Annotated in this window: 23 protein-coding genes; 19 read left to right on the top strand and 4 right to left on the bottom strand. The window is 59.2% G+C overall.

Going from position 1 to position 21,367, the window contains the following annotated elements:
- Positions 1-86 precede the first annotated feature (86 nt).
- From rpsB to OZX73_RS04370, 19 genes are all read left to right on the top strand, one after another.
- Positions 87-944, top strand: a complete 858-nt coding sequence (rpsB, locus tag OZX73_RS04280; RefSeq protein ID WP_277147869.1) for a 30S ribosomal protein S2 — start codon at positions 87-89, stop codon at positions 942-944.
- 96 nt (positions 945-1,040) lie between these two features.
- A complete protein-coding gene (gene tsf, locus OZX73_RS04285) occupies positions 1,041-1,892 on the top strand; it encodes a translation elongation factor Ts (RefSeq protein ID WP_277147871.1) in 852 nt (283 codons plus the stop codon).
- Between the two features lie 281 nt (positions 1,893-2,173).
- On the top strand, positions 2,174-2,923 hold the full coding sequence (pyrH, locus tag OZX73_RS04290; protein ID WP_277147873.1) for a UMP kinase: 750 nt from the start codon (positions 2,174-2,176) through the stop codon (positions 2,921-2,923).
- 106 nt (positions 2,924-3,029) lie between these two features.
- Positions 3,030-3,584 (top strand): ribosome recycling factor, encoded by a 555-nt coding sequence (gene frr / locus OZX73_RS04295; RefSeq protein ID WP_277147875.1) that lies wholly within the window; start codon positions 3,030-3,032, stop codon positions 3,582-3,584.
- A gap of 81 nt (positions 3,585-3,665) precedes the next feature.
- Positions 3,666-4,652 (top strand): phosphatidate cytidylyltransferase, encoded by a 987-nt coding sequence (locus OZX73_RS04300; protein ID WP_277147877.1) that lies wholly within the window; start codon positions 3,666-3,668, stop codon positions 4,650-4,652.
- Between the two features lie 107 nt (positions 4,653-4,759).
- The gene (gene rlmN / locus OZX73_RS04305) at positions 4,760-5,986 is read left to right on the top strand and encodes a 23S rRNA (adenine(2503)-C(2))-methyltransferase RlmN (protein ID WP_277147879.1); all 1,227 of its coding nucleotides are present in this window, start codon (positions 4,760-4,762) and stop codon (positions 5,984-5,986) included.
- Positions 5,987-6,167: 181 nt separating this feature from the next.
- Positions 6,168-6,956: an imidazole glycerol phosphate synthase subunit HisF gene (hisF, locus tag OZX73_RS04310; RefSeq protein WP_277147881.1), complete on the top strand. Its 789-nt coding sequence runs from the start codon at positions 6,168-6,170 to the stop codon at positions 6,954-6,956.
- A 132-nt stretch (positions 6,957-7,088) separates the two neighbouring features.
- Positions 7,089-7,508 carry a phosphoribosyl-AMP cyclohydrolase gene (gene hisI, locus OZX73_RS04315; RefSeq protein WP_277147883.1) on the top strand — a complete coding sequence of 140 codons (420 nt, stop codon included), beginning with the start codon at positions 7,089-7,091 and terminating at the stop codon, positions 7,506-7,508.
- A gap of 106 nt (positions 7,509-7,614) precedes the next feature.
- Positions 7,615-8,583 (top strand): prolipoprotein diacylglyceryl transferase, encoded by a 969-nt coding sequence (gene lgt, locus OZX73_RS04320; protein WP_277150925.1) that lies wholly within the window; start codon positions 7,615-7,617, stop codon positions 8,581-8,583.
- A gap of 145 nt (positions 8,584-8,728) precedes the next feature.
- Complete coding sequence (gene rpe, locus OZX73_RS04325; RefSeq protein WP_277147885.1) at positions 8,729-9,394, top strand: ribulose-phosphate 3-epimerase; 666 nt, start codon at positions 8,729-8,731, stop codon at positions 9,392-9,394.
- A 47-nt stretch (positions 9,395-9,441) separates the two neighbouring features.
- Positions 9,442-9,705, top strand: coding sequence for a phosphoribosyl-ATP diphosphatase (locus OZX73_RS04330; RefSeq protein ID WP_277150926.1), 264 nt, complete (start codon positions 9,442-9,444; stop codon positions 9,703-9,705).
- 72 nt (positions 9,706-9,777) lie between these two features.
- The gene (gene hisG / locus OZX73_RS04335; protein WP_277147887.1) at positions 9,778-10,629 is read left to right on the top strand and encodes an ATP phosphoribosyltransferase; all 852 of its coding nucleotides are present in this window, start codon (positions 9,778-9,780) and stop codon (positions 10,627-10,629) included.
- A gap of 9 nt (positions 10,630-10,638) precedes the next feature.
- Entirely contained in the window at positions 10,639-11,247 is a 609-nt protein-coding gene (locus OZX73_RS04340; RefSeq protein ID WP_277147889.1) for a CDP-alcohol phosphatidyltransferase family protein, read from the top strand.
- A gap of 32 nt (positions 11,248-11,279) precedes the next feature.
- Entirely contained in the window at positions 11,280-12,227 is a 948-nt protein-coding gene (locus tag OZX73_RS04345; protein WP_348519448.1) for a DUF881 domain-containing protein, read from the top strand.
- On the top strand, positions 12,227-12,559 hold the full coding sequence (locus tag OZX73_RS04350) for a small basic family protein (RefSeq protein ID WP_277144945.1): 333 nt from the start codon (positions 12,227-12,229) through the stop codon (positions 12,557-12,559). The genes OZX73_RS04345 and OZX73_RS04350 overlap by 1 nt, the downstream gene beginning before the upstream one ends.
- A 6-nt stretch (positions 12,560-12,565) precedes the next feature.
- The gene (locus tag OZX73_RS04355) at positions 12,566-13,381 is read left to right on the top strand and encodes a DUF881 domain-containing protein (RefSeq protein WP_277147893.1); all 816 of its coding nucleotides are present in this window, start codon (positions 12,566-12,568) and stop codon (positions 13,379-13,381) included.
- Between the two features lie 4 nt (positions 13,382-13,385).
- Positions 13,386-13,826 carry an FHA domain-containing protein gene (locus OZX73_RS04360; protein ID WP_277147895.1) on the top strand — a complete coding sequence of 147 codons (441 nt, stop codon included), beginning with the start codon at positions 13,386-13,388 and terminating at the stop codon, positions 13,824-13,826.
- Positions 13,827-13,890: 64 nt separating this feature from the next.
- A complete protein-coding gene (locus OZX73_RS04365) occupies positions 13,891-14,574 on the top strand; it encodes a MerR family transcriptional regulator (RefSeq protein ID WP_277147897.1) in 684 nt (227 codons plus the stop codon).
- A gap of 92 nt (positions 14,575-14,666) precedes the next feature.
- Complete coding sequence (locus OZX73_RS04370; protein ID WP_277147899.1) at positions 14,667-15,044, top strand: hypothetical protein; 378 nt, start codon at positions 14,667-14,669, stop codon at positions 15,042-15,044.
- A gap of 432 nt (positions 15,045-15,476) precedes the next feature.
- On the opposite strand, the gene OZX73_RS04375 is transcribed toward OZX73_RS04370, so the two are convergent.
- The 4 genes from OZX73_RS04375 to OZX73_RS04390 form a co-directional block, all read right to left on the bottom strand.
- Entirely contained in the window at positions 15,477-15,824 is a 348-nt protein-coding gene (locus tag OZX73_RS04375; RefSeq protein ID WP_277147901.1) for an RNA polymerase-binding protein RbpA, read from the bottom strand.
- An 85-nt stretch (positions 15,825-15,909) separates the two neighbouring features.
- Positions 15,910-18,648, bottom strand: a complete 2,739-nt coding sequence (locus tag OZX73_RS04380) for a DEAD/DEAH box helicase (RefSeq protein WP_277147903.1) — start codon at positions 18,646-18,648, stop codon at positions 15,910-15,912.
- A gap of 83 nt (positions 18,649-18,731) precedes the next feature.
- Positions 18,732-19,211 (bottom strand): hypothetical protein, encoded by a 480-nt coding sequence (locus OZX73_RS04385; RefSeq protein ID WP_277147905.1) that lies wholly within the window; start codon positions 19,209-19,211, stop codon positions 18,732-18,734.
- Positions 19,212-19,282: 71 nt separating this feature from the next.
- Entirely contained in the window at positions 19,283-21,205 is a 1,923-nt protein-coding gene (locus tag OZX73_RS04390) for a WYL domain-containing protein (protein WP_277147907.1), read from the bottom strand.
- Positions 21,206-21,367: the final 162 nt, after the last annotated feature.

Genomic DNA, 21,367 nt, shown 5'->3' on the forward strand with positions numbered 1-21,367 from the left:
TGTCGGTCGATGGATTCGCTTTCGGGCGAGGCGTCGCACGCAGACCCGCATGGCCAGGCAATAACCGACTGAAAGGTAGCATTATCATGGCTCAGATTACTATGAGCGAAATGCTGAAGGCAGGACTGCACTTCGGCCATCAGACCCGTCGCTGGAACCCCAAGATGAAGCAGTACATCCTGATGGAGCGCAACGGCATCCACATCATCAATCTCTTCAAGTCGCTCGACCTGATCGACAAGGCCTACGATTTCATCAAGCAGACCGTGGCCCACAACGGCACCGTCCTCTTCGTCGGCACGAAGAAGCAGGCCCAGGAAGCCATCGCCACCCAGGCCACCCGCGTCAACATGCCCTATGTCTCTGAGCGTTGGCTCGGCGGCATGCTCACCAACTTCCAGACCGTCTCCAAGCGCGTCGCACGCCTGAAGGAACTGGAAGAGATGGACTTCACCGACGTCCACGGCTCCGGCCTGACGAAGAAGGAGCTCCTGCTCCTGCAGCGCGAGAAGAACAAGCTCGCCAAGCAGCTTGGCGGCATCCGCAACATGACCCGTACGCCTTCGGCCATGTTCGTCGTCGACATCAACAAGGAAGCGCTGGCCGTTGAGGAAGCTCACAAGCTGAGCATCCCGGTCGTCGCTATTGTCGACACCAACACCGATCCCGACCTCGTGGACTATCCGATTCCGGCCAACGATGACGCCATCCGCGGCATCGAGCTGCTGACTTCGCTTATGGCCGACGCCGTCGCCGACGGCCTGCTTGAGCGCAGCGGCAAGGCCGAGAAGACCGAGGACAAGTCCGAGCAGCCGATGGCCGCTTGGGAGAAGGACTTGCTCAAGGACAACGAGAAGCCTGCCGAGGATGCAACGGCCACCGCCGAGACCAGCCCCGCTGAGGCCAAGGTTGAGGAAACCAAGGTCGAAGAGGCCAAGGCCTGATTACACATTACGTGCAAAAGGCGGTGTCGGAAACTTCTGGCTTCCGCGCCGCCTTTGGTGCATTGATTCGCAATTAACATTTTCAAGGAGATATACATGGCAGCAATTACAGCAGCTTTGATCAAGCAGGTTCGCGAAGACACCGGCGCCGGCATGATGGACGTCAAGAAGGCGCTCACCGAGGCTGAAGGCGACGTGGCTCGCGCCAAGGAAATCATCCGCGCCAAGGGCATCCAGGCCGCAGGCAAGCGCGAGGGCCGCACCGCCCAAGAGGGCACCATCGCCTCCCGCGTGGTCGACACCGCCAATGGCCAGGCCGGCTATGCCGTCGAGCTCAATTCCGAGACCGACTTCGTGGCCAAGACCCCGAAGTTCGTCGCATTCGCCGACGGTGTGCTCGATGACGCCATCAAGGCCGGCGCATCGAACGCCGACGAGGTGCTCGCGGCCAAGTCCGACGACGGCACCGTCAAGGAGACCGTCGAAGAGGCGGCGGCCCTGTTCGGTGAGCACGTCAAGGTCGGCCAGGTCGCCAAGGTCGAAGGCCCCAAGGTCGAGATCTACGCGCACAAGAAGTCCGCGGAGATGCCGCCGAGCATCGTCGCCATCGTCGCCACCGACGAGAAGGGCGCGGCCGTCGCTCACGAAGCGGCCCTGCAGATTTCCGCGATGGGAGCCAAGTGGCTCAAGCGCGAGGATGTTCCGGCCGATGTGGTCGAATCCGAGCGTCGCGTGGCCACCGAGAAGTCCCAGGCCGAGGGCAAGCCCGAGAAGATCATCCCCAAGATCGTGGAAGGCCGTATGAACGCCTTCTATAAGGAGAATGTGCTTCTTGAGCAGGAATATGTCAAGGACACCTCCAAGTCCGTCGGCGACCTCTTCAAGCAGGCTGGCGGCGAGCTGCTCGCCTTCGCTCGCGTTGAGGTCGGCAAGGGCGACGAGAAGTGAGTTTCTCTTTTCGATAGTTACTATCGTTGAATGAATGTTGGCCGGCACCCGTAAAAGGTGCCGGCCAACATTTTTTGTTTGGATTCCTTAGGCGCCGTTCGATTCCTGGGGATTGAACGAACTCTTATGACCTTTGAATCCCCGAAACCGGCTTGCTAAAGACACAAGCGCAAAGTTTGGATCACAGGTTTCAATGGGTGCTTCGGACGGGTTGCTGTCGTTGTGAACAGATAACCTGTAACTCAGTAATATGCCGCCAATGAACGATAGAGAGGCCGCTGATGACTAAAGATGGCAAGGACGATACAGCCCGACGGGTGCTGCTGAAACTTTCAGGTGAGGCTTTCGGCGGAGGCCATATCGGCATCGACACGGCGGTGATTCGCCGCATCGCGCAGGAAATCCACAAAGCCGTCGAACAAGGTGTCGAGGTCGCCATCGTCGTCGGTGGCGGCAACTTCTTCCGTGGCGCCGAACTCCAGCAGGCCGGCATCGAACGCAGCCGTGGCGACTACATGGGCATGCTCGGCACCGTCATGAACTGCCTCGCCTTGCAGGACTTCCTCGAGCAGGAGGGCCAGGCCACGCGCGTGCAGACTGCCATCACGATGGGCCAGGTTGCTGAGCCATACATCCCGTTGAAGGCCATCCGTCATCTTGAAAAAGGTCGCGTCGTCATCTTCGGCGCCGGCGCGGGCATGCCGTATTTCTCCACCGACACCGTCTCCATCCAGCGTTCGCTGGAGATTCACTGCGAGGCCGTGCTGATGGGCAAGAACGGCGTGGACGGCATCTACACCGCCGATCCCCGCAAGGATGAAACCGCCAAGCGTTTCAAGACCCTGAGCTACCAGCGTGCGTTGGTCGACAACCTCGCCGTCATGGACGCGGCGGCGCTTTCCATGGCCCGCGAGAACGACCAGCATATCCGCGTGTTTGGTTTGGAAGAACCCGGCAATGTCACCAAGGCCTTGGTCGGCGAGCCCATCGGCACCCTTGTTTCCAATCTGGAGTCGGAAATCATCGAATAACCCATCGATCATCCCGTACGGAATGCATTGAACGAATACACAAATCGGCTGAGACCGATGCAACGTAACAACAGATTCGCACCACGAATCGTAAAAGGAGAAAACAATGGCAAACCCCGTAGAACAAGCCAAGGAACAGATGAAGAAGTCCGTTGAGGCCACCAAGGAGAACTTCTCCGGCATCCGCACCGGCCGCGCCAACCCGGCGTTGCTGAACGGCCTGCTCGTCGACTATTACGGCGCCCCGACGCCGATCAAGAACGTCGCCTCCATCGGCGTTCCCGAGCCGCGCACGCTTTCCATCACCCCGTTCGATGGCTCGCAGGCCAACGCGGTTGAGAAAGCCATCCGTGATTCCGACCTCGGTGGCAGCACCCGCCGTGACGGCAACGTCATCCACCTGACCATGCCGGAACTGACCGAGGACCGCCGCAAGGAATACGTCAAGCTCGCCAAGGGCAAAGCCGAGGACGGCAAGGTCGCGGTGCGCAACATCCGCCGCAAGGCCAAGGAAGCCATCGACAAGTCCGTTAAGGACGGCGACATGGGCGAAGACCAGGGCGACCGCCTGCAGAAGGACCTTGAGAAGGTCACCAAGGAGACCAGCGAGACCATTGACCAGCTTCTTGAAGCCAAGGAGAAGGAGATCATGGAGGTCTGATTCGGGGTTTCGCGCGTCTTTGCATGTGGACTGCTTGCAAAGCGCGTTGGGAATACCGGAATGGACGCGAAAGAGAAGGCAATGGGCAAGGAACAACGGCACGAGGCGGGCGACGAGGTGAGCGCGGCGCTCAACGACATCAACAAGAAGACCGGGCGCAACATGCCCCAGGCCGTCGCCACCGCCGTGTTCCTGATCGCCCTCATCGTCGCGTGTCTGCTCTTGAGAATCGATCTGTATATCTGGCTGATCGCCGTTTTCCTTGTTCTGGCGCTTCGCGAGCTGCATGTCTCGTTTGCCACGGTCCATCTCTATATCCCGTTGGTGGTGCTGTGGCTGTGTTGCGCCGGAACATTGCTTTCCGTGTATTACGTTCCCAACCATGTACTGGCTGCAGGAGTCGGCATCACAATCTCCGCGGTGGCCGTGGCCATAGCGGCCAATGTGCGCCACAATGTGGGCAAGCGGCTGGCCGGCGCCATCGAAGGCAAGCTCGCCGCGGCGCAGAATGTCGAGAAATCCTCCGTGTCTTCCGCGGCCAATAGCAAGACCGGCGAAAGCAGCATCGACAACGTGTCCGTGTCGGTGTTTCTGGTTCTTTACATTCTGGTGCTGGCCTCATGCATCATTCTCCCGGAGACCTTCAACGGTCATCCTGTCGCCCATGCCATCATGGTGGTCTTCCTGCCCGCTCTTTCGGACACCGGTGGGCTTTTCTTCGGCGCGTTCCTAGGCAAGCACAAACTCTCACCACGCATCTCGCCCAAGAAATCCGTCGAGGGGCTTTGCGGGTCCATCCTCTTCGCCATGGCCGGCGCCTTCGTGATCTTTGCCATCACCTATCCGGACCTTTGGTCGACGCGCTGGTGGGTTCCGATCCTCACCGGTGTGATGGTCGGCGTCATCGGCACGTTCGGAGACCTGTGCGCCTCTATGCTCAAACGTGACATGGGGTTGAAGGACATGGGCCATTTGCTTAAAGGGCACGGCGGGGTCATCGACCGTGTGGATTCCATTTTGCTCTGCGCGCCGTTCTTCACCGTGCTGCTCTGGGTGACTGGCATGTAATCGACCGCAAGTCTTTGTGGCTGAGAATTGAAATCTCATTTGCTATATAAGATTGCAGTGTGCTGGATATAGATAAGTAAACGTATCCGGACTATTGAATGATGATAATGATGAATGATGTTGCAAGAGATAATCCAGCGCTTCCCGAATCGGCAAGCGCTTCTTCCGTTCCCGCTCAAACCGTCGAATCCGGAGTGACCAGTGGGGGAGACTCGGGGGCGTTCCGGGACGTCCTGGCCAAGAACCATGCGCGCCGTGGCAAACCACCGTTGCATTTTGCCGACATGGGCGACGAAGAGCGCATCGAGACCGCCAAACGCCTCGGCATGCCGAAATTCAGGGTCAAACAGCTCGGCAACCACTATTTCGAGCATTTCAACAACGACGTCTCCACCTTCACGGATTTTCCGGCGGCGAAACGCGAAGATGCGCAGCGGGTGTTCTTCCCGACCTTGATCACCGAGGTGACCCACCAGGTCGCCGACAACGGCACCACCATCAAGACGCTGTGGGAGCTCTTCGACGGCTCACACATCGAATCGGTGCTCATGCGTTATCCGAACAGAGCGACGCTCTGTATCTCGAGCCAGGTGGGTTGCGGCATGGGCTGCCCGTTCTGCGCCACCGGCCAGCTCGGGCTCACACGCAACCTTTCGACCGCCGAGATCCTTGAGCAGGTGCGTGTCGCCGCCAAAACGATGGCGGAGGGTGGGGTCGCCGGAGGACCCGGGCGCCTGAGCAACGTCGTCTTCATGGGGGAGGGCGAGCCCATGGGCAACTACAAGTCCGTGCTCTCAGCGGTCCGGCAGATCAGCGCCATGCCGCCAGAGGGCTTCGGCATCTCCGCGCGAAACATCACGGTTTCCACCGTAGGTGTGGTTCCTGGTATCAAAAAGCTGACCCAGGAAGGCATCCCCGTTCGCCTCGCCGTCTCCTTGCACGCGCCGAACGACAAGCTGCGCGACGAGCTGGTGCCCATGAACCGACGCTTCAACTCCGAGCAGGTGCTCGATGCGGCGCATGATTACTACCTGGCCAGCCACCGTCGCGTGAGCATCGAATACGCGCTCATGCGCGGCATCAACGACCAGGCCGAGCACGCCCGCCAACTGGCCCACCGCCTGAACCATTACGGCGACAATTGGGTGCATGTCAACCCGATTCCGCTGAACCCGATTGAGGGCTCGAAATGGACCGCCTCGAAACCCGAGGATGAAGAGCGTTTCCTCGACATCCTCCACAGTGCCGGCATCACGGCGACGTTGAGAGACACGCGTGGCTCGGATATCGACGGTGCCTGTGGCCAATTGGCCGCCAAGAACATCCGGGCGTAGGCGCCAACAGGTATTCGAGTCCGCCAAAACTTATGGTGTTCAAACGGATATCGAAGAGTGGTTGATTGCGGCGGAAACCTGATTTGATTCCGTTATGCGGTGTTTTGAGACGCCGTGTTCCCAGTTCCCGGCGATGAATTAGTCTTTATGAAGATATCTACTGTTGAGTGGGAGTTGCCTTATGTCATTGGCGGTACGAGTCATTCCATGTCTGGATGTGGACGATGGACGCGTGGTCAAAGGCGTGCATTTCGAGAACCTGCGCGACGCCGGCGACCCGGTGGAGCTTGCGGGACGTTATTACGATGAGGGCGCCGACGAGCTGACGTTCCTCGACGTCACGGCTTCCAGCAGCCATCGGCAGACCATGATGGATGTGGTCACCCGCACGGCCGGCCAGATTTTCATCCCCTTGACGGTTGGCGGTGGAGTCCGCACGGTCGGCGATGTGGACGCCTTGCTGCGCAGTGGCGCCGACAAGGTCAGCGTCAACACCGCCGCCATCAACAACCCCGAGCTCATCAGCCAGGTCGCCGAGCGTTTCGGCAACCAGGTGCTGGTGCTTTCCGTCGACGCCCGGCGTGAAAAAGGGGAGCAGCACACCAAATCCGGTTATGAGGTCACCACCATGGGCGGCCGTCATTCCACCGGCATCGATGCCCTTTGGTGGGCGCAACGTGCGCAGGAACTCGGCGTAGGTGAGATCCTCCTTAACTCCATGGATGCGGACGGCACCGGAGACGGTTTTGACATCGAGATGCTCAAGGCCATGCGCAAGGTGGTCAACATCCCGCTGATCGCCAGCGGCGGGGCAGGCAAGCTCGAGGACTTTCCACCGGCCGTCGAGGCCGGGGCCGACGCGGTGCTCGCCGCCTCGGTGTTCCATTACGGCAAGATGACCATCGCCCAAGTCAAGCAGACGATGAAGGAGCACGGCATCACGGTTCGGGAACCGGCACCGGCCAGATAGATGGCAATCGGCGAAAATATGCGGTCGGACTGCCGCATAGCGCTTGAATTGCATTACGAGTTTATGCAATGACTGCATGCCGAGATATACGAAACGCAACGTTTGAGATGAACGGACACTAAGGACATTGACATGGAACAGCGGATTGAATACGACAACAGCACCACTTTGGACCCACGGCTCGCCAAGCGCCTGAAGCGTGACGACAAGGGGCTGGTGGCGGCGGTCATCCAGCAATATGATTCCAAGCAGGTGCTGATGGTCGGCTATATGAACGACGAGGCGCTGCGCCGAACACTCACCACCGGTCGCGTCACCTTCTGGTCGCGCTCCCGTCAGGAATATTGGCGCAAAGGGGACACCTCAGGGCATGTGCAATATGTCAAGGCCCTTTCGCTGGATTGCGACGGTGACGCGTTGCTGGTCGAAGTCGACCAGGTCGGCGCCGCCTGCCACACCGGGGCGCGTTCCTGCTTCGACGAGGGCGGCCATGTCCCCGTGGTAATCGGCGAGCGCAAACCCGAAGACGCCAAATACGACGTGTGCCGATAAAAGATAAAAGCAGAACCCACAGTTGTGACGCCGCGCTAAGATGACGGCGGATACATAATCATCGACACGTTGTTGAGGAGCCATGACACCAGGATCTATTTTGAACATGCAGCAAGCGCGAGTGTTGGCCTACATTCCTTCCCCGACCATTTCCAAGATCGTCATCCCGCGCCTGTCCATCGGCAACTGGGGCATCGGCCCGATCCAGATACGCTTCTACGCCTTGTGCATCCTCCTGGGCATCGTGCTGGCCGTGTGGATCACCAACAAGCGCTGGAAGAAGCTGGGCGGCAATTTCGACCAGATCCTCGACATCACCCTGTGCGCGGTGCCAGCCGGCATCATCGGCGCGCGGCTCTACCATGTGGTGACCACCCCCGAACGGTTCTTCGGCCCGAACGGCGACCCGATGGAGATACTGCGGATCTGGAACGGCGGCCTCGGCATCTGGGGCGGCGTCCTGTTCGGCGCGCTGGCCGCATGGGCATGGTGCCGCCACAAGCATTACCCGATGGCGCTGCTGGCGGACTCGGTGGCTCCGGCGCTTCTTGTGGCCCAAGCCGTGGGCAGACTCGGCAATTGGTTCAACCAGGAGCTTTACGGCGCCCCCACCAACCTGCCTTGGGGCTTGAAACTCAACATGACCGGCTCGGCCATCGGCCACGGCGAACAGTGCTACGACGGCGAGACCTGCCCGACCGGCACGCTTTTCCAGCCCACGTTCCTTTACGAGATGATCTGGAACCTCATCGGCGCCGCGCTCATCATCTGGATCGGCCACAAGGCCATGGACCGCCTCAAGGCCGGCAGCCTTTTCGCCATGTATGTGATGTGGTACACGGCCGGCCGCACCTGGATCGAGGCGTTGCGCATCGACTTCGCGCACGAGATTCTCGGCGTGCGCGTCAACGTGTGGGTCTCGATGGTCGTCTTCGTCCTGGGCGCTGTGGCGTTCGTGGTCATCCAACGGTTGGGAAGCCCCACCATCGCTTTGTCCGAGCGGTTGCGCACCTTGACCGAGGTCGAGGAACGCGCCGCCGCCGACGAGGAGAAAAAGGCCAAGGACGACAAGTGACACGCATCATTCCTTGACTGATGCGTGTCGGGCTGTTCGTGTGATGAGTCATTTGATTTATTTTTGTCTAGATTCACCGAAATCGCCGCATATCCGTTGGTATCCGTCGCTTTCAAGTCTTTCGCCCCGCATAGGATAGAACACTATGAGCATTCAAATCGCACCAAGCATTCTTTCAGCTGATTTCTGCAATCTCGAACGTGACCTCAAGGCCATCGACCATGCGGACCTGGTCCACGTCGATGTGATGGACCACCATTTCGTTCCCAACCTCACCCTCGGCGAGCCTGTCGTCAAGCGCATCTGCGAGGTGACGAATCTGCCGGTCGACGTCCATCTGATGATCGAGGACCCGGACCGTTGGGCCCCGGAATACGCCAAGCTCGGCGCCGCTTCCGTGAGCTTCCACATGGGCGCCGTCCATGCCCCGGTGCGCCTGGCGCGCCAGCTGCACGACATGGGCTGCAAGGCCTGCTTCGCCGTGCGCCCCGCGGAGCCGGTCGAGCCGATCTTCGACATCCTCGACGAGTTCGACATGATCCTGATCATGACCGTGGAGCCCGGTTTCGGCGGCCAGAAGTTCCTCGACAACCAGATGGCCAAGGTGCGCCGTCTGCGTGATGAAATCACCCGCCGCGGGCTCAATACCCACATCCAGGTCGATGGCGGCGTCAGCCCTACGACCGCGCACATCGTCGCGGAGGCCGGGGCGGACGTTTTGGTCGCCGGTTCGGCCGTGTACGGCGCCGATGACCGTGCCAAGGCAATCGACGACATCCGTGCCAAGGCCGAAGCCGCATACCGGGCGTAAGCGCAATATGCCGCGACTGAAGCGCGGCAGGACAACGGAGCATGAAGATGAAGACATTCGAATCACTGTTCAAGGAACTGAGCGAAAAGGCCGAGACCAGGCCTGCCGGATCGAAGACGGTCGATGAGCTCGACAAGGGCACCCATTTCATCGGCAAGAAGATCAACGAGGAAGCGGGGGAGACCTGGATCGCCGCCGAATACGAGGGCGCGGACCGCACCGCCGAGGAGATGAGCCAGCTCATCTACCATATCCAGGTGATGATGATCAAGCATGGCATCAGCCTCGAGGACATCTACAAGAACCTGTGACCCTGAGCCATTGAGAAGCGCTTGCCTGTGAAATGGCAGATGCGAGAAGCCAGAAGCGAAGGAGGAAAGAGAATGTTGAGAATTGCCGTGCCCAACAAGGGCATGCTTTCCGAACCTGCATGGAGCCTGTTGAAGGAAGCCGGGTACCAGCTGCGCACCCAGCCACGCCAATTGGTGGTCGAGGACCACGAAAACGACGTCGAGCTGTTCTATCTGCGTCCATTGGACATCGCCATCTACGTGGGCCAAGGCGCCATCGACGTCGGCATCACCGGCCGTGACATGCTGCTCAACACCGACACCACCGCCACCGAGGACCTCCCGCTCGGTTTCGGCGCCTCGACGTTCCGTTTCGCCGCCCCCAAGGACTCGGCGATCACCAAGCTCGAGGACGTCGACGGCAAACGCATCGCCAGCTCCTTCGACAAGCTTGTCCGCGATTACCTGGCCGCGCACGGCCTTCACGCCGACATCACCCACTTGGATGGCGCCGTCGAATCCTCGGTCCAGCTCGGAGTCGCCGACCTCATCGCCGATGTCGTCTCCACCGGAACCACGTTGCGTAACGCTGGCCTGCGAATCTTCGGTGACCCCATCCTCCATTCCGAAGCCATCCTCATCCGCTCGCAGCACGTTTCCAAGGACGACAAACAACTCGTCATCTTCAAGCGACGGCTGGAAGGCGTGCTCACCGCACGACGCTATGTCATGATGGACTACGATGTGCCGGTCAGCAAAGTTGGTGCCGCCGCGGCCCTGACGCCAGGGCTGGAAAGCCCGACCATCTCGCCCTTGCACGACCAGCAGTGGTGCGCGGTGCGCGCGATGGTGGAACGCGAGAAGGTGAATCAGACGATGGACAGGCTCTACGATGTGGGTGCCCGCGCCATCATCGTCACGGCCCTGCAGGCTTCGAGAATCTGAAACGCGGTCATGAAACTTCCACTGAATGCCTCCCGTTACAGCCCGGACGCCCGGGACATCTATCTGACGGTCCCGAACCTCATCAGTCTGTTGCGCATCATCTCCATCCCCTTCATCTCGTGGTTGACGGCTCAGCACAAGATGGTCGCGGCGTTGATTGTCCTAGCGATTTCGGCGGCCAGCGACGGTCTGGATGGCATCATCGCCAGGAAGTGGAACCAAGTCAGCAAGCTCGGCCAGATCCTCGACCCGATCGCCGACCGGCTGCTCATTTTCTGCAGCATCCTCGCGCTGGGCTGGGCGGGCATCATTCCTTGGTGGATGCTCTTCATCGTGGGGTTGCGCGACCTGATCCTGCTCATATTGATCTTCGTCCTCGCCCAGCATGATTACGGCCCGTTGCCGGTCCATTTCGTGGGCAAAGCGGGAACTGCGTTATTGATGATCTCCATCACTGCGCTCATCTTCGCCGATTTGTGGAACAACACCTTCACTCAGATCCTTCACCTGGCCGCGCTGGCTGCGGGCATCTGGGGCATCGTTCTTTACTGGCTGGCTGGTTACATCTACATTCGCCAAGGCGTCACATTGATACGCCATGACACGGGCAAGCGATGACGAACTTCGAGCGGGAGCCACTGTCCTTTGCCGTGGGAGTCGATGAACTGCCCAGCAAGCGCCGCGCGGTCTTTTCCAAGGCCGTGGCCGGTCTGGGCCCGTGGCATGCCGACGTCGAGGAAGATGAGCAGGTCCTGGCGCGTCGCCGGCATCGTAAGGTCGATGACGATAGTCTCCGGTTGATCGACGACCTGACCAACCGCCCGCTCGACCCGCTGTTCTCCGATGCGTTGCTCACCCAGCAGAAACCACGTTCCACATTCTCGGTGTGGTTCACACGCGTCATCGTGTTCATCATCTGCGTGGCCGTGGGCTCGATCGGCAGCGTCTTCGTCCGCCAGCTCAATACGGACCCGCGCAAACAGGTGCGCGCGAGCCTCGTCTCCGAATTGCAGCAACAGAACACGAGCCTCAACAAGCTCACCACGCAAGTGACGGATTTGCACAGTCAAGTGGTGAAAAAAGCCGATTCCATGCCGGACACCACCGATGACCCGGTGCTTCAACAAGACGAAATGGCCAACGGTGCGCTCAAGGTCAAAGGCCCCGGCATCGTCATGACCGTGGCCGACCCTATCGCCTCAGCAGGCAAGAACGGTGGCCTTGGTCCACGGGATGGCAATGCCAGCAGCCATATCCGTGTGGTCACCGACTCCGACCTGCAGGACATCGTGCTGTTGCTCTGGAAAGCCGGCGCCGAGGCGATCTCAATTAACGGATACCGCATCGGCGTGTCGACCTCCGTGCGCACCGCCGGCCAGACCATCCTCATCGGGGTGAACCAGGTGGCCAGTCCCTATAAGATAGAGGCGATAGGGAATCCGAAGGACCTGGCGGACCAGATGGGCAGCGGCTCGCAACCCGAACTGTACCGTTCGCTCAACGCGGCGGGCATCAACCCGCAGATCTCGAAATCCCATTCGTTGAAATTGGACGCTGCGGAGGCCGCGAACGTGACCTATGCGAAAAGGAGCAAATGATGGCGGCAGTGCTTGGTTTGATCATCGGGGTCATCATCGGCATCTTCGTGAAGCCGGACATTCCCATCGTCCTGCAACCCTATTTGCCCATCATGGTGGTGGCTGCCTTGGACGCCTTGTTGGGTGCGGCGAGGGCGTATTTTGAGCGCTCGTTCTCCGACAAGGTCTTCGTCATCTCCTTCATCTCCAACGTCCTGACGGCGACCCTGCTCGTCTTGCTCGGCAACCAGCTCGGCGTCGGCTCCCAGCTGCAAACCGCCGTCATCGTCGTGCTCGGCATACGAATCTTCTCCAACGTTTCCGCTATACGCCGGTTCATTTTCAAGGGCTGATGGACCATGGAACACAACAAGACGCATGACATCCTGAACCGCATGCACATCCAGCATGCGCAGGATAAGGAGAACGACCGGACCGACACCGGTTCCTTCCCCGTGGTCAGGAAAAAACCGCCACGCCAAATCGGGGGAGGCATCGCCTCGCGGCTCATGACCAGCCTGCTCATCGTGTTTCTGTGCGCGTTTCTCGGCTTTGGTTATGCCATCCAGCTCAACAACAAGACCTCGAGCTATGAGACGATGAGCGAGGAGGAACTCACCCGGCTCATCAGCGAGACGAGTACACAGGTCCAGAACCTCCAGCAGCGCAAGACCGAGCTCACCGGCCAGCTCAACTCGCTCAAGGCCGCCGCGGACAAGCAGCAGGAGGCCCAGCGCATCGCCAAGGAGAACGAGGACACCAGCGGCATTCTCTCCGGCAGGTTGCCGGCCGAAGGTAAGGGCGTCATCATCACCATCTCGCAGGGCTCCAAGGAGAACATCGACGCCGCGACCATGTTCCAGTTGCTGGAGGAGCTGCGCAACGCCGGCGTCGAAGTCATGGCCTTGGACAACGTGCGCGTGGTCACCTCCACCTACGTCACCGACACGAAAAAGGGCCTGGAATGCGACGGGCAGAAGCTCAAGACCCCGTATACCGTCAAGGCCATCGGCGACCCGCAGAACCTGCAGAACGCCGTCAACATCGCGGGCGGCGTCGGCTCGCGGTTCAAGGTGAAATTCGGCGCCGACGTCACCGTGACACCCTCGGATAGTGTAGATATCAGCGAGACTCGCGACGTTGGACAATATCAGTACGCGAAAACGGTAGAATAGAACCATGACTAATCCGATTCCAAGCGCGGGAGAGACGACCATTATCGGCCTGCCCGCTGTCAATATCCCTGTCACCTCCGCTGGAGACCGTCCGCTGACGCAGGAGGACCTCGACACCATCACCAAGCTTTCGCCGGGTTCGGCGTTGCTGATTTCCACCAGGGGAGCGGTGTCCGGCTCGCGTTACCTGCTCGATGAGGACGAGGTCAGCGTCGGCCGCGACCCTCATGCGGACATCCTGCTGGACGATTCCACGGTCTCCCGTGCCCACGCGGTGTTTCGTCGTGTTGGCGACACTTTCGAGGTGGTCGATGCCGGCAGCCTTAACGGCACGTATGTCAACCGCCAGCGCGTCGATCGCGCGACGCTCCACAACGGTGACGAGATCATGATAGGGAAGTTCCGTCTCGTGTTCTTCGCACCGAACGCCGCGCCCGTGAAGTGAAGTTCGCGCTGAGGTACTTGAGAACTCGATAATCGAACTCACGTTGATGATGGATGGGAGGAACATGGCAACGAACGTCAATCACATGGCGTCATCCGCCGCTGGTTCCTTGCCTGATTCCGTTGCTCAGACGCATAATTCGTCGCGCGGATCCGTTCAGTCGGTCGATCTGGTGCAGGGGGAGTTGTTCTCCGAAACCGGTGACGAGGATGTGACGAGAGGCTATCGTGGGACTGTTGCCTCGAAGGTGGCCGGCATCACCTACCGCCAGCTCGATTACTGGGCGCGCAAGCAGATCGTCGTCCCCTCCATCACGCCCTCGCATGGGTCTGGCTCGCGTAGGCTTTACTCCTTCAAGGACGTCCTCATCCTCGCCGTTTCCAAGAAACTGCTGGACACGGGCGTCAACCTGCAGAACGTCACCGCGGCCATCGCTTTCCTCTCGCGCCACAAGACTGCTGAACTCGAGCACATGACCATCATCTGCGACGGCCAGGATGTCAAGGAATGCGAGAGCGGCGACGAGGTGTTGAGATTGATCGACCAGGGCACGGCCGTGTTCGCGGTTTCGGTGGGGAAGTTGTGGCACCAGGTCGAACAGGACCTGGAGAACGAGAAATACGTCGACGTGACGCCTACGTCCGAGACGGCCTCCGCATTGCCCATCTCGCCCATCGACGATATCGCCGCCGCCAGAATGCGCGAGAAGCTCGAGGCCCAACGTCTCGAACGCCAGCTGCAGCATTGATTACTGTTTGTACGTTGATTATTATCTAGAACTGTCATTTTACAATATTTCGTGAGAGTATTTTGAAAGTTTCTTTTTCGATCGGAGAACAGATGGCCTTGATGCCCGGATTCCTTTGGATTTTCGCTCTGCTGTGGGCGGTGGCGATCTGTGCGATCTGCATCGTCAAAGGCGCGTTGCGCAAGAAAAGCGACCATAGGCCAGTCAAGACCGTGCCATGGTCCGTCATCCTTATGCATGTGTTCTCGTTGATCCTGTGCTGTGCGCCATACGCCGTCTACAAGCTCAACAGAGCCCAGATCCAAGTCTCGACGCGTCACTGGTACGCGTCGCTAGGCATTCCATCAGCCATCGTCCTAGGCGTTTTCTTCGTCGCCGAGCTGGTCCTGATGTTCCTGCAAGCCAGGCGTGCCCAACGTGACATCGTCGACGATGTTCTGTCCAACCATCATCACGTAACTAAACAGTAGAAGTGTTACGCGAGCGGTTATGTAAGCAAGTGAAGCTTGGTATATAACCGCGAGACGCTGGAAACGTACTGGTGGTGGGGTTGCGTCACGTTATGTAAGCCAGGCGCAGCTTGGGTATATAACGTGACGACGTTATGTCAGATTTCTTTGAAATCTGACATAACGTACATTATCGGATTTACCATTACCATTAACCAGTTACGTGCCAGCTGAGTTTCTGCTCTATTTGTATTCCATTGTTCTGAATGACTTCCAGCAACATCGCCCAACATTTTCACACGATATTTCGGTTCACGAATTTTCAAACTTTTCTCATCGCGATTCTAAGAGACACGCACACAAATCCAAATACAAAAAACGGTGACCACTTGATCATTCAAGCAGTCACCGTTCGAAAATTATTTGTTCAATCGAACCGAGCGCAAAATCAACTCACTCGTAATCCGGGAACCAGCCTTCGCGATGCATCTTCAAGCGTTTGTCAAGCAGTTCCTTGAGCTCGTCTTCAGTGCGGCGTTCCATAAGCATGTCCCAATGCGTACGTGTCGGCTTCTTGATCTCGTCGATCTCGTCCGGATCGGCATCGTCGCGCTTGGCGACCTCGCCGCAACGGCATTCCCATTCCGCAGGAACCTCGGCGCCTTCGGCGAACGGAAGAATCGTACGATGGCCTTTCGGGCATACGTACGTCACATCGGTCCTTGCCGCAAAATCAACATTTTCATCGGATTCGAGTGATTTGGCTCCGATACTCATACCGCGCAGGCTGCGTTCCGCCATACATTCTCCTTGTCAATTATCTATTTCTAAAGTACAGAACAGTTCGGACGATTGGATTATTCCCGGACTCGGGCCATGGCGAACGTCAGTCCACGCCGGAATACGCCACGATGCCACGGTTGATGAGCTGGTTCGCCTTCCTGGCAGCCTCGGCCAGATGAGGGTCATCGTTGTCGTAGTACGGCCCTGCCGAGGCGATCTGCTGGAGGATGTCGGAAAGGCGTTTGGCGTTGCGCACGAAATCGCCGCCAGTCAGCTCGGTGCCATGCAGGATTTGAGCGAGGTCCTCTCCCCTGGCCCAGTCATACATCACATCGACCAGACCGAAGTCAAGCGGCTCCAACTCGTCCAGATCGGCGTCCTCGCGCATCATCTCCACATCGGCGAAGACCTCTCTCAATCCGCTGCAAGCCTGCGCGATGGGGCCACCTGGACCACCGGGGTAGCGGCGTGGCTCGCTGTCCCCTCCCCTGCGTGCCTGGTACACCAACGATGACAACGCCGCGGCGAGTTCCTCTGGCTCCAGCCCGTCGAGGAATCCGTCGGTGATGGCCTCAGAGAGCACAAGATCGTACTCGCTGTAAAGATGCCTCAGCAATTGGCCACGCAACGTGAGTTGGTAGTCGCGGCCATGCTCTTGCGATTCGGTCTCTGGAGTGTCGGAAACAGTTGGATCCATGGCCTTATCGACGCTGTTGGCGTTTTGTTTGGTGTCGTTAGCGGCTTCAATCTGATGGCTATCATCGTTCGTTTCCTTGAGATAGCCCAGTGATGAAAGGACGTTGCAGATCTGGTCGAATTGCCGTGCTACGGAACCGGTACGGGATTCGTAACGGCCTTTGATGCGCCGCAGTTCCTTGGACTCACGCAACCAGCGGTGACCCCACTTGAGGTGGTTCTGAAAGTCCGGGCATGACTTGCAGGGGTGGTCGCTTTCCTGCGCCTTCAGTTGCTCAATCTGCCGGTCCAACGTGAGGAACGCCTTGGTGCGTTCTTGGTCACTGTTGAAGTTCCGGCGCTTCAAATGCCGCCGCTCATCCTTCTGCAGGTAGGAAAGACGCTGGCGCAGGGTCATGAATTCCTTGAAATCACCTTGCGAGCACTTGAACGCCTTTTCGTATCCCTCGACCGCATGCTCCAAGGTGTGAATGCGGGAAACCAGCTCCTCGGCCGACTCGTTGGCCTCCCATTGGGCGAACGAATGGTCGAGCGTGTCGCGGGCGGTGGTGTAGCTGCTGGAGTTGAGCAGGTTGACGGCCATGTTGAACGTCGGCTTGAAGCTCGAATGCAGCGGATAGACGCGTTTGCTGGAAAGCGAGGCGGCGGTGGCCGGAACGAAGTCGCGGTGATCGACGATGACGGCGTGTCCGATGGTATCGATGCCGCGCCTGCCGGCGCGTCCGGTGAGCTGGGTGTATTCGCCGGGAGTCAGGGTGACATGGTCGACGCCGTTGAATTTCTCGAGTTTCTCGATGACCACGCAACGGGCCGGCATGTTGATGCCCAAGGCCAGCGTCTCAGTGGCGAAGACCATCTTGACCAGGCCCTCTTCGAAAAGCCGTTCGACAATCTGCCGGAAAAGCGCCACCATGCCCGCGTGGTGAGGCGCGAAGCCTTCCTCGAGCGCATAACGGAAACGCGCAAAGCCCAACGCCTTGAGGTCGGCGTGGTCGAGCTCGCCTTCGACCATCTCATCGACGATGGCACGGATACGCTTCACCTCGTCCTTGGTGGTCAGTTCCAGGCCTGCCCGCAGGCACTGCTCGACCGCCTCGTCGCAGCCGTTCCGCGAGAAGATGAAGTAGATGCCCGGCAGAAGGCCCATGAAGTTCAGCTCATCGACCACGGCCCAGCGACGTGGTGTGTAACGGCGCACCTGGCCTGTCCTGTGTCGGTTCTCCGCTCCCCTGCGATGCCGGTTTCTGCCGCCACGGCGCTCTTCGTGTGCCTTTGAGGCGGCCTTTCGATCGAGCTGGTCGAGGCGGTCGACGAGTTTGGCGTTGAGCTTGTCGGTCTGCACGCCGTCCTTGCTGTGCCGGTACAGGTCGAACAGCTCTGGTTCGTGGTTCTCGTCGGACTGGACCATCACGTGCTGCTCGAGCGGCACCGGACGCTTCTCCGAGACGACCAGCTTGGTGGCGCCGCGCACGGATTCAATCCACGAGCAAAAATCCTCCACGTTCGAGACCGTCGCCGAAAGACCGACGATCTTCATCGTCTTCGGCAGATGGATGATGACCTCTTCCCACACCGGCCCGCGGAACTTGTCGGCCAGATAATGCACCTCATCGAGGATCACGTAGCGCAGGGCGCGCAGCGTTTCGGATCTCTCGTAAAGCATGTTGCGCAGCACTTCGGTGGTCATCACCACGAGATTCGCCTCCGAGTTGATGGAGGTGTCCCCGGTCAGCAAACCGACGTGATCGGCGCCATACAGGTTGACCAGGTCATGGTATTTCTGGTTGCTCAGCGCCTTGATCGGTGTGGTGTAGAACGCCTTGACGTTCTTCTCCTGCGCCAGGTGCATGGCGAAATCGGCGACGATGGTCTTTCCCGCACCCGTGGGCGCCGCGACCAGAACGTTCTTTCCCGCCTCAAGTGCCTCGTTGGCCTCTATTTGGAAGGGATCGAGCTCGAACGGCAATGTCCTCGCGAATCGCGCGGCCTCGGAACGCTCATAGGAGCTGTGTTTTTTGAACACCGCGTAGCGCTGCGACGGCGACAATGGCTGCTCGTCGGCCGGTTCTTCGTGGACTGAACGGTCGAGGTCCTCCGAATCGAGAGCTTGATGCTTTTTGTGGCGGTAATGATGTGAATGACTCATGAAAGTGAAACTGTCGATTTATAGAGGATGGATGGGTTCTGAAGCTTTGGCGCATTTGACGCAAACAGCTTCAAGCCGGCCATTTAGTTGGTCCTTGGATTGTTTTCATTGGTGTTTTCGCGGGGTCCTGCGTTTGCGGAAGGCACCGTCGTTTGAACGATTCCGTCAAACGCCTGGTTCAAGGCCTGGTTCGATGAGGCGGAGACCGCCTGATTGCTTCCAGCCGCCATATTCCCGGTGAACGGCACACGGTTGTGCCTCCACACGCTCCAGCGTTCGGCGTGCCGGTTGTGCTTCGCGATCCTTCTGCGCTCGACCGACGTTTGGGCGAGGCTGTAGCGATGGGCTGCCGTGGAAAGCGGTTGGGTGAACAGCGGTGGTTCGGCGGTTTCGCCTTGGTTGTTTGACGACTCCTGCATGACGGAAAGATAGCCTTGGATGTCACTGCCCGTATCGGCTATGCTGTGTGCCGCACGGACGGCGTGGATTCCGGCGTACACCAAGCCGATGATGAGCACGGCGAGCATAAGGACCGCCAGTATGATCCAACCCCACCAAGGCATGTGAACCCTCCTCACACTTTCGGATTCGTTCCGTCACTTTCGAATGATTTGTCAGCTGATTTCGTTAGCGTTCAATCCTGCTTTTCCGCGCTGTTCTCGAGGCTCAGCTCACGATGCGCACGGGCCAGGATCATCGTCAGCAACGGTTCCGGTGCGACGGCCGTGATATGGCGCGCATGGGCGATGGCGAAGGCCACGAACCAGGAATCCGACGAGACGGTCAGATGCACCTTCTCCCCCTCGCCACAAGGTTCGACCGTGGCTCCGGGCAACGTCTTGATGAACGGCAGATCAGGTTTGTCGGTGACGAACACCGTCGGTGTGCCGTTGTCGAAGCTCCATTTACGAAGCTCCGCGACCGGGACATCTGGGATATCGAGCTGGGCGATGGGCTTGACAAGCTCCGCTTTCTCGATGCGCGAGAGGCGCAGGACCTGCCAGATGCGGGGCAGGCCGTTGGCCTTGTTGATGGTCGTGTCCTTGGAGACGAATTTCTTCTCGTCCTTCGGCGCTGCCTTGGCCACGTCCGTCCAGACGGCCGCATAATAGACGCCCTCGTCCACGAAGATCTTGGAAGGCGCCACCAGCTTGCGGCGTGTGCGGCCCGTGCCGTCGGTGTATTCCATGTCCAAAAGCGAATCCGTGGAGATAGCGCGCTTGACCACGCTGAAGCTGCGGGGCTCGACCTCATAGCCGGTCAGGGAAAGCCACGGGGTCTCCCCCGGCTTGACGTGCTGGCGCAAGCGGACGTAGAGCGATTCGGCCTGCTCGCGCTGCTGTGTGGGCAGTAATGAGGAATGGGCCAAGTAGCTCACCGAGGCGGTCAGCATGCTCAGGTATTGCTGCGAGATGCCGGCCAGGCGCTCGAGGCCCAGCGAGTTGGTGGCCGAGACGATGCCGTCGGCGTCCAGGAGCGACCAATCGATGTCGAAGAACTGGCTGCCGGCCATTTCGCCATCGTCGGAGACCGTGGTCAATGTGTTGATGTCCTTGCGGATGACGGCGACGCCCTTCTTCTTCTCGTCTTCGGTCTTGGGCTCGCCGATGAAACGCTCCGCGAGCTCCTCCAGGGAATATTCCTCGCCGAGATGGGCGGAAAGGAAGAGCATGAGCCGCAGCCTGCGGTCCACCTCGCTGCCGGTCTGGAAGGAGGAATTGCGCTTCGAATGGGACTTGGCGTTCTCAGTATCCACATCGCCGTTCACCGTGGTCTTGCTGATGGAAGGCGTGACGATGCTTTCGCGGACATCGCCTTGGCTGGTGTCGGCGAGCTTGAAATTGGCCGCGGCGTTGAGCCTGCGGTTCCAAGCGTCCACCGCTTCCTGAGGGGAGACCACCGAGGAGCCGGGATGCTCGAGCATGAACATGGCCAGGTCGTCGGAATCCGTGTAGGCGACGTTCATGTGCCCGCCGTCCACGTCAATGGTGGCGGCGAAGCGTCGCTGGTCGACCACCTTCATCAGATTGTCGGGAATCGGCTGGGTGCCAAGGCCCGGCGCGATGGAATCAAGGCCGAGACCCGGTGTCGGGGTCTGGGGCACACGCGGCGCCGTGCGGGAGGTGTGCTGCTCCTCGTGCTTAGAGGAGGAAGAGGAGATGGACATCGAGCGCGCCAGATAATTGGCGGCGGCGAGCACCGGCAGGTCCTCCTGCTTGAAGCGGAGGCGCACCCTGGGCTCATCGCCCAATTGCAGACGGTATGAAGCGAAATCCTGCCCCTCGGACTTCGATGAATATTCAGGTTGGCGTGATTCGATGGCGATGCCCATGGCCGCCAGCTTCGCGCGGTCGCGCTGGAACTGCTTGGCGAACGCCGCCTTCGCAGCTTGGTCGGCGAGCTCGCCGTAGGAATCGGCGTACGCCTTGACCCGCTGCGCTATCTGACGAGAAGTCAACCATTGAGGGAACGCAGATGATAGGACGGCGAGCACATCCAGTTCGTGCTTGCCCCACTTGTCGGAAAAACGTCGCCTTCCGTTGCTTCCTTCTGCCATTAGTCCTCACGTATCATTATTGTTCAAGTAAAAGTGTGCGACTTGTGACGCACACCCCCTCTATCTTAGATGCTTTTTCCTGTGAATTGCGGATTTTCACAAATTTAATGGTAATTCTCACGTTTTTGCTCGTGTTCCGCGTTTGATGACGGGTTGATGCTA

This window comes from Bifidobacterium sp. ESL0775, from assembly GCF_029395475.1.
Lineage (GTDB): Bacteria > Actinomycetota > Actinomycetes > Actinomycetales > Bifidobacteriaceae > Bifidobacterium.

What these genes read in the sequence shown, in the direction of transcription:
- rpsB (WP_277147869.1), top strand. Translation starts at nt 87, where the DNA reads ATGGCTCAGATTACTATGAGCGAAATGCTGAAGGCAGGACTGCACTTC.
- tsf (WP_277147871.1), top strand. Translation starts at nt 1,041, where the DNA reads ATGGCAGCAATTACAGCAGCTTTGATCAAGCAGGTTCGCGAAGACACC.
- pyrH (WP_277147873.1), top strand. Translation starts at nt 2,174, where the DNA reads ATGACTAAAGATGGCAAGGACGATACAGCCCGACGGGTGCTGCTGAAA.
- frr (WP_277147875.1), top strand. Translation starts at nt 3,030, where the DNA reads ATGGCAAACCCCGTAGAACAAGCCAAGGAACAGATGAAGAAGTCCGTT.
- OZX73_RS04300 (WP_277147877.1), top strand. Translation starts at nt 3,666, where the DNA reads ATGGGCAAGGAACAACGGCACGAGGCGGGCGACGAGGTGAGCGCGGCG.
- rlmN (WP_277147879.1), top strand. Translation starts at nt 4,760, where the DNA reads ATGATGAATGATGTTGCAAGAGATAATCCAGCGCTTCCCGAATCGGCA.
- hisF (WP_277147881.1), top strand. Translation starts at nt 6,168, where the DNA reads ATGTCATTGGCGGTACGAGTCATTCCATGTCTGGATGTGGACGATGGA.
- hisI (WP_277147883.1), top strand. Translation starts at nt 7,089, where the DNA reads ATGGAACAGCGGATTGAATACGACAACAGCACCACTTTGGACCCACGG.
- lgt (WP_277150925.1), top strand. Translation starts at nt 7,615, where the DNA reads ATGCAGCAAGCGCGAGTGTTGGCCTACATTCCTTCCCCGACCATTTCC.
- rpe (WP_277147885.1), top strand. Translation starts at nt 8,729, where the DNA reads ATGAGCATTCAAATCGCACCAAGCATTCTTTCAGCTGATTTCTGCAAT.
- OZX73_RS04330 (WP_277150926.1), top strand. Translation starts at nt 9,442, where the DNA reads ATGAAGACATTCGAATCACTGTTCAAGGAACTGAGCGAAAAGGCCGAG.
- hisG (WP_277147887.1), top strand. Translation starts at nt 9,778, where the DNA reads ATGTTGAGAATTGCCGTGCCCAACAAGGGCATGCTTTCCGAACCTGCA.
- OZX73_RS04340 (WP_277147889.1), top strand. Translation starts at nt 10,639, where the DNA reads ATGAAACTTCCACTGAATGCCTCCCGTTACAGCCCGGACGCCCGGGAC.
- OZX73_RS04350 (WP_277144945.1), top strand. Translation starts at nt 12,227, where the DNA reads ATGGCGGCAGTGCTTGGTTTGATCATCGGGGTCATCATCGGCATCTTC.
- OZX73_RS04355 (WP_277147893.1), top strand. Translation starts at nt 12,566, where the DNA reads ATGGAACACAACAAGACGCATGACATCCTGAACCGCATGCACATCCAG.
- OZX73_RS04360 (WP_277147895.1), top strand. Translation starts at nt 13,386, where the DNA reads ATGACTAATCCGATTCCAAGCGCGGGAGAGACGACCATTATCGGCCTG.
- OZX73_RS04365 (WP_277147897.1), top strand. Translation starts at nt 13,891, where the DNA reads ATGGCAACGAACGTCAATCACATGGCGTCATCCGCCGCTGGTTCCTTG.
- OZX73_RS04370 (WP_277147899.1), top strand. Translation starts at nt 14,667, where the DNA reads ATGGCCTTGATGCCCGGATTCCTTTGGATTTTCGCTCTGCTGTGGGCG.
- OZX73_RS04375 (WP_277147901.1), bottom strand. Translation starts at nt 15,824, where the DNA reads ATGGCGGAACGCAGCCTGCGCGGTATGAGTATCGGAGCCAAATCACTC.
- OZX73_RS04380 (WP_277147903.1), bottom strand. Translation starts at nt 18,648, where the DNA reads ATGAGTCATTCACATCATTACCGCCACAAAAAGCATCAAGCTCTCGAT.
- OZX73_RS04385 (WP_277147905.1), bottom strand. Translation starts at nt 19,211, where the DNA reads ATGCCTTGGTGGGGTTGGATCATACTGGCGGTCCTTATGCTCGCCGTG.
- OZX73_RS04390 (WP_277147907.1), bottom strand. Translation starts at nt 21,205, where the DNA reads ATGGCAGAAGGAAGCAACGGAAGGCGACGTTTTTCCGACAAGTGGGGC.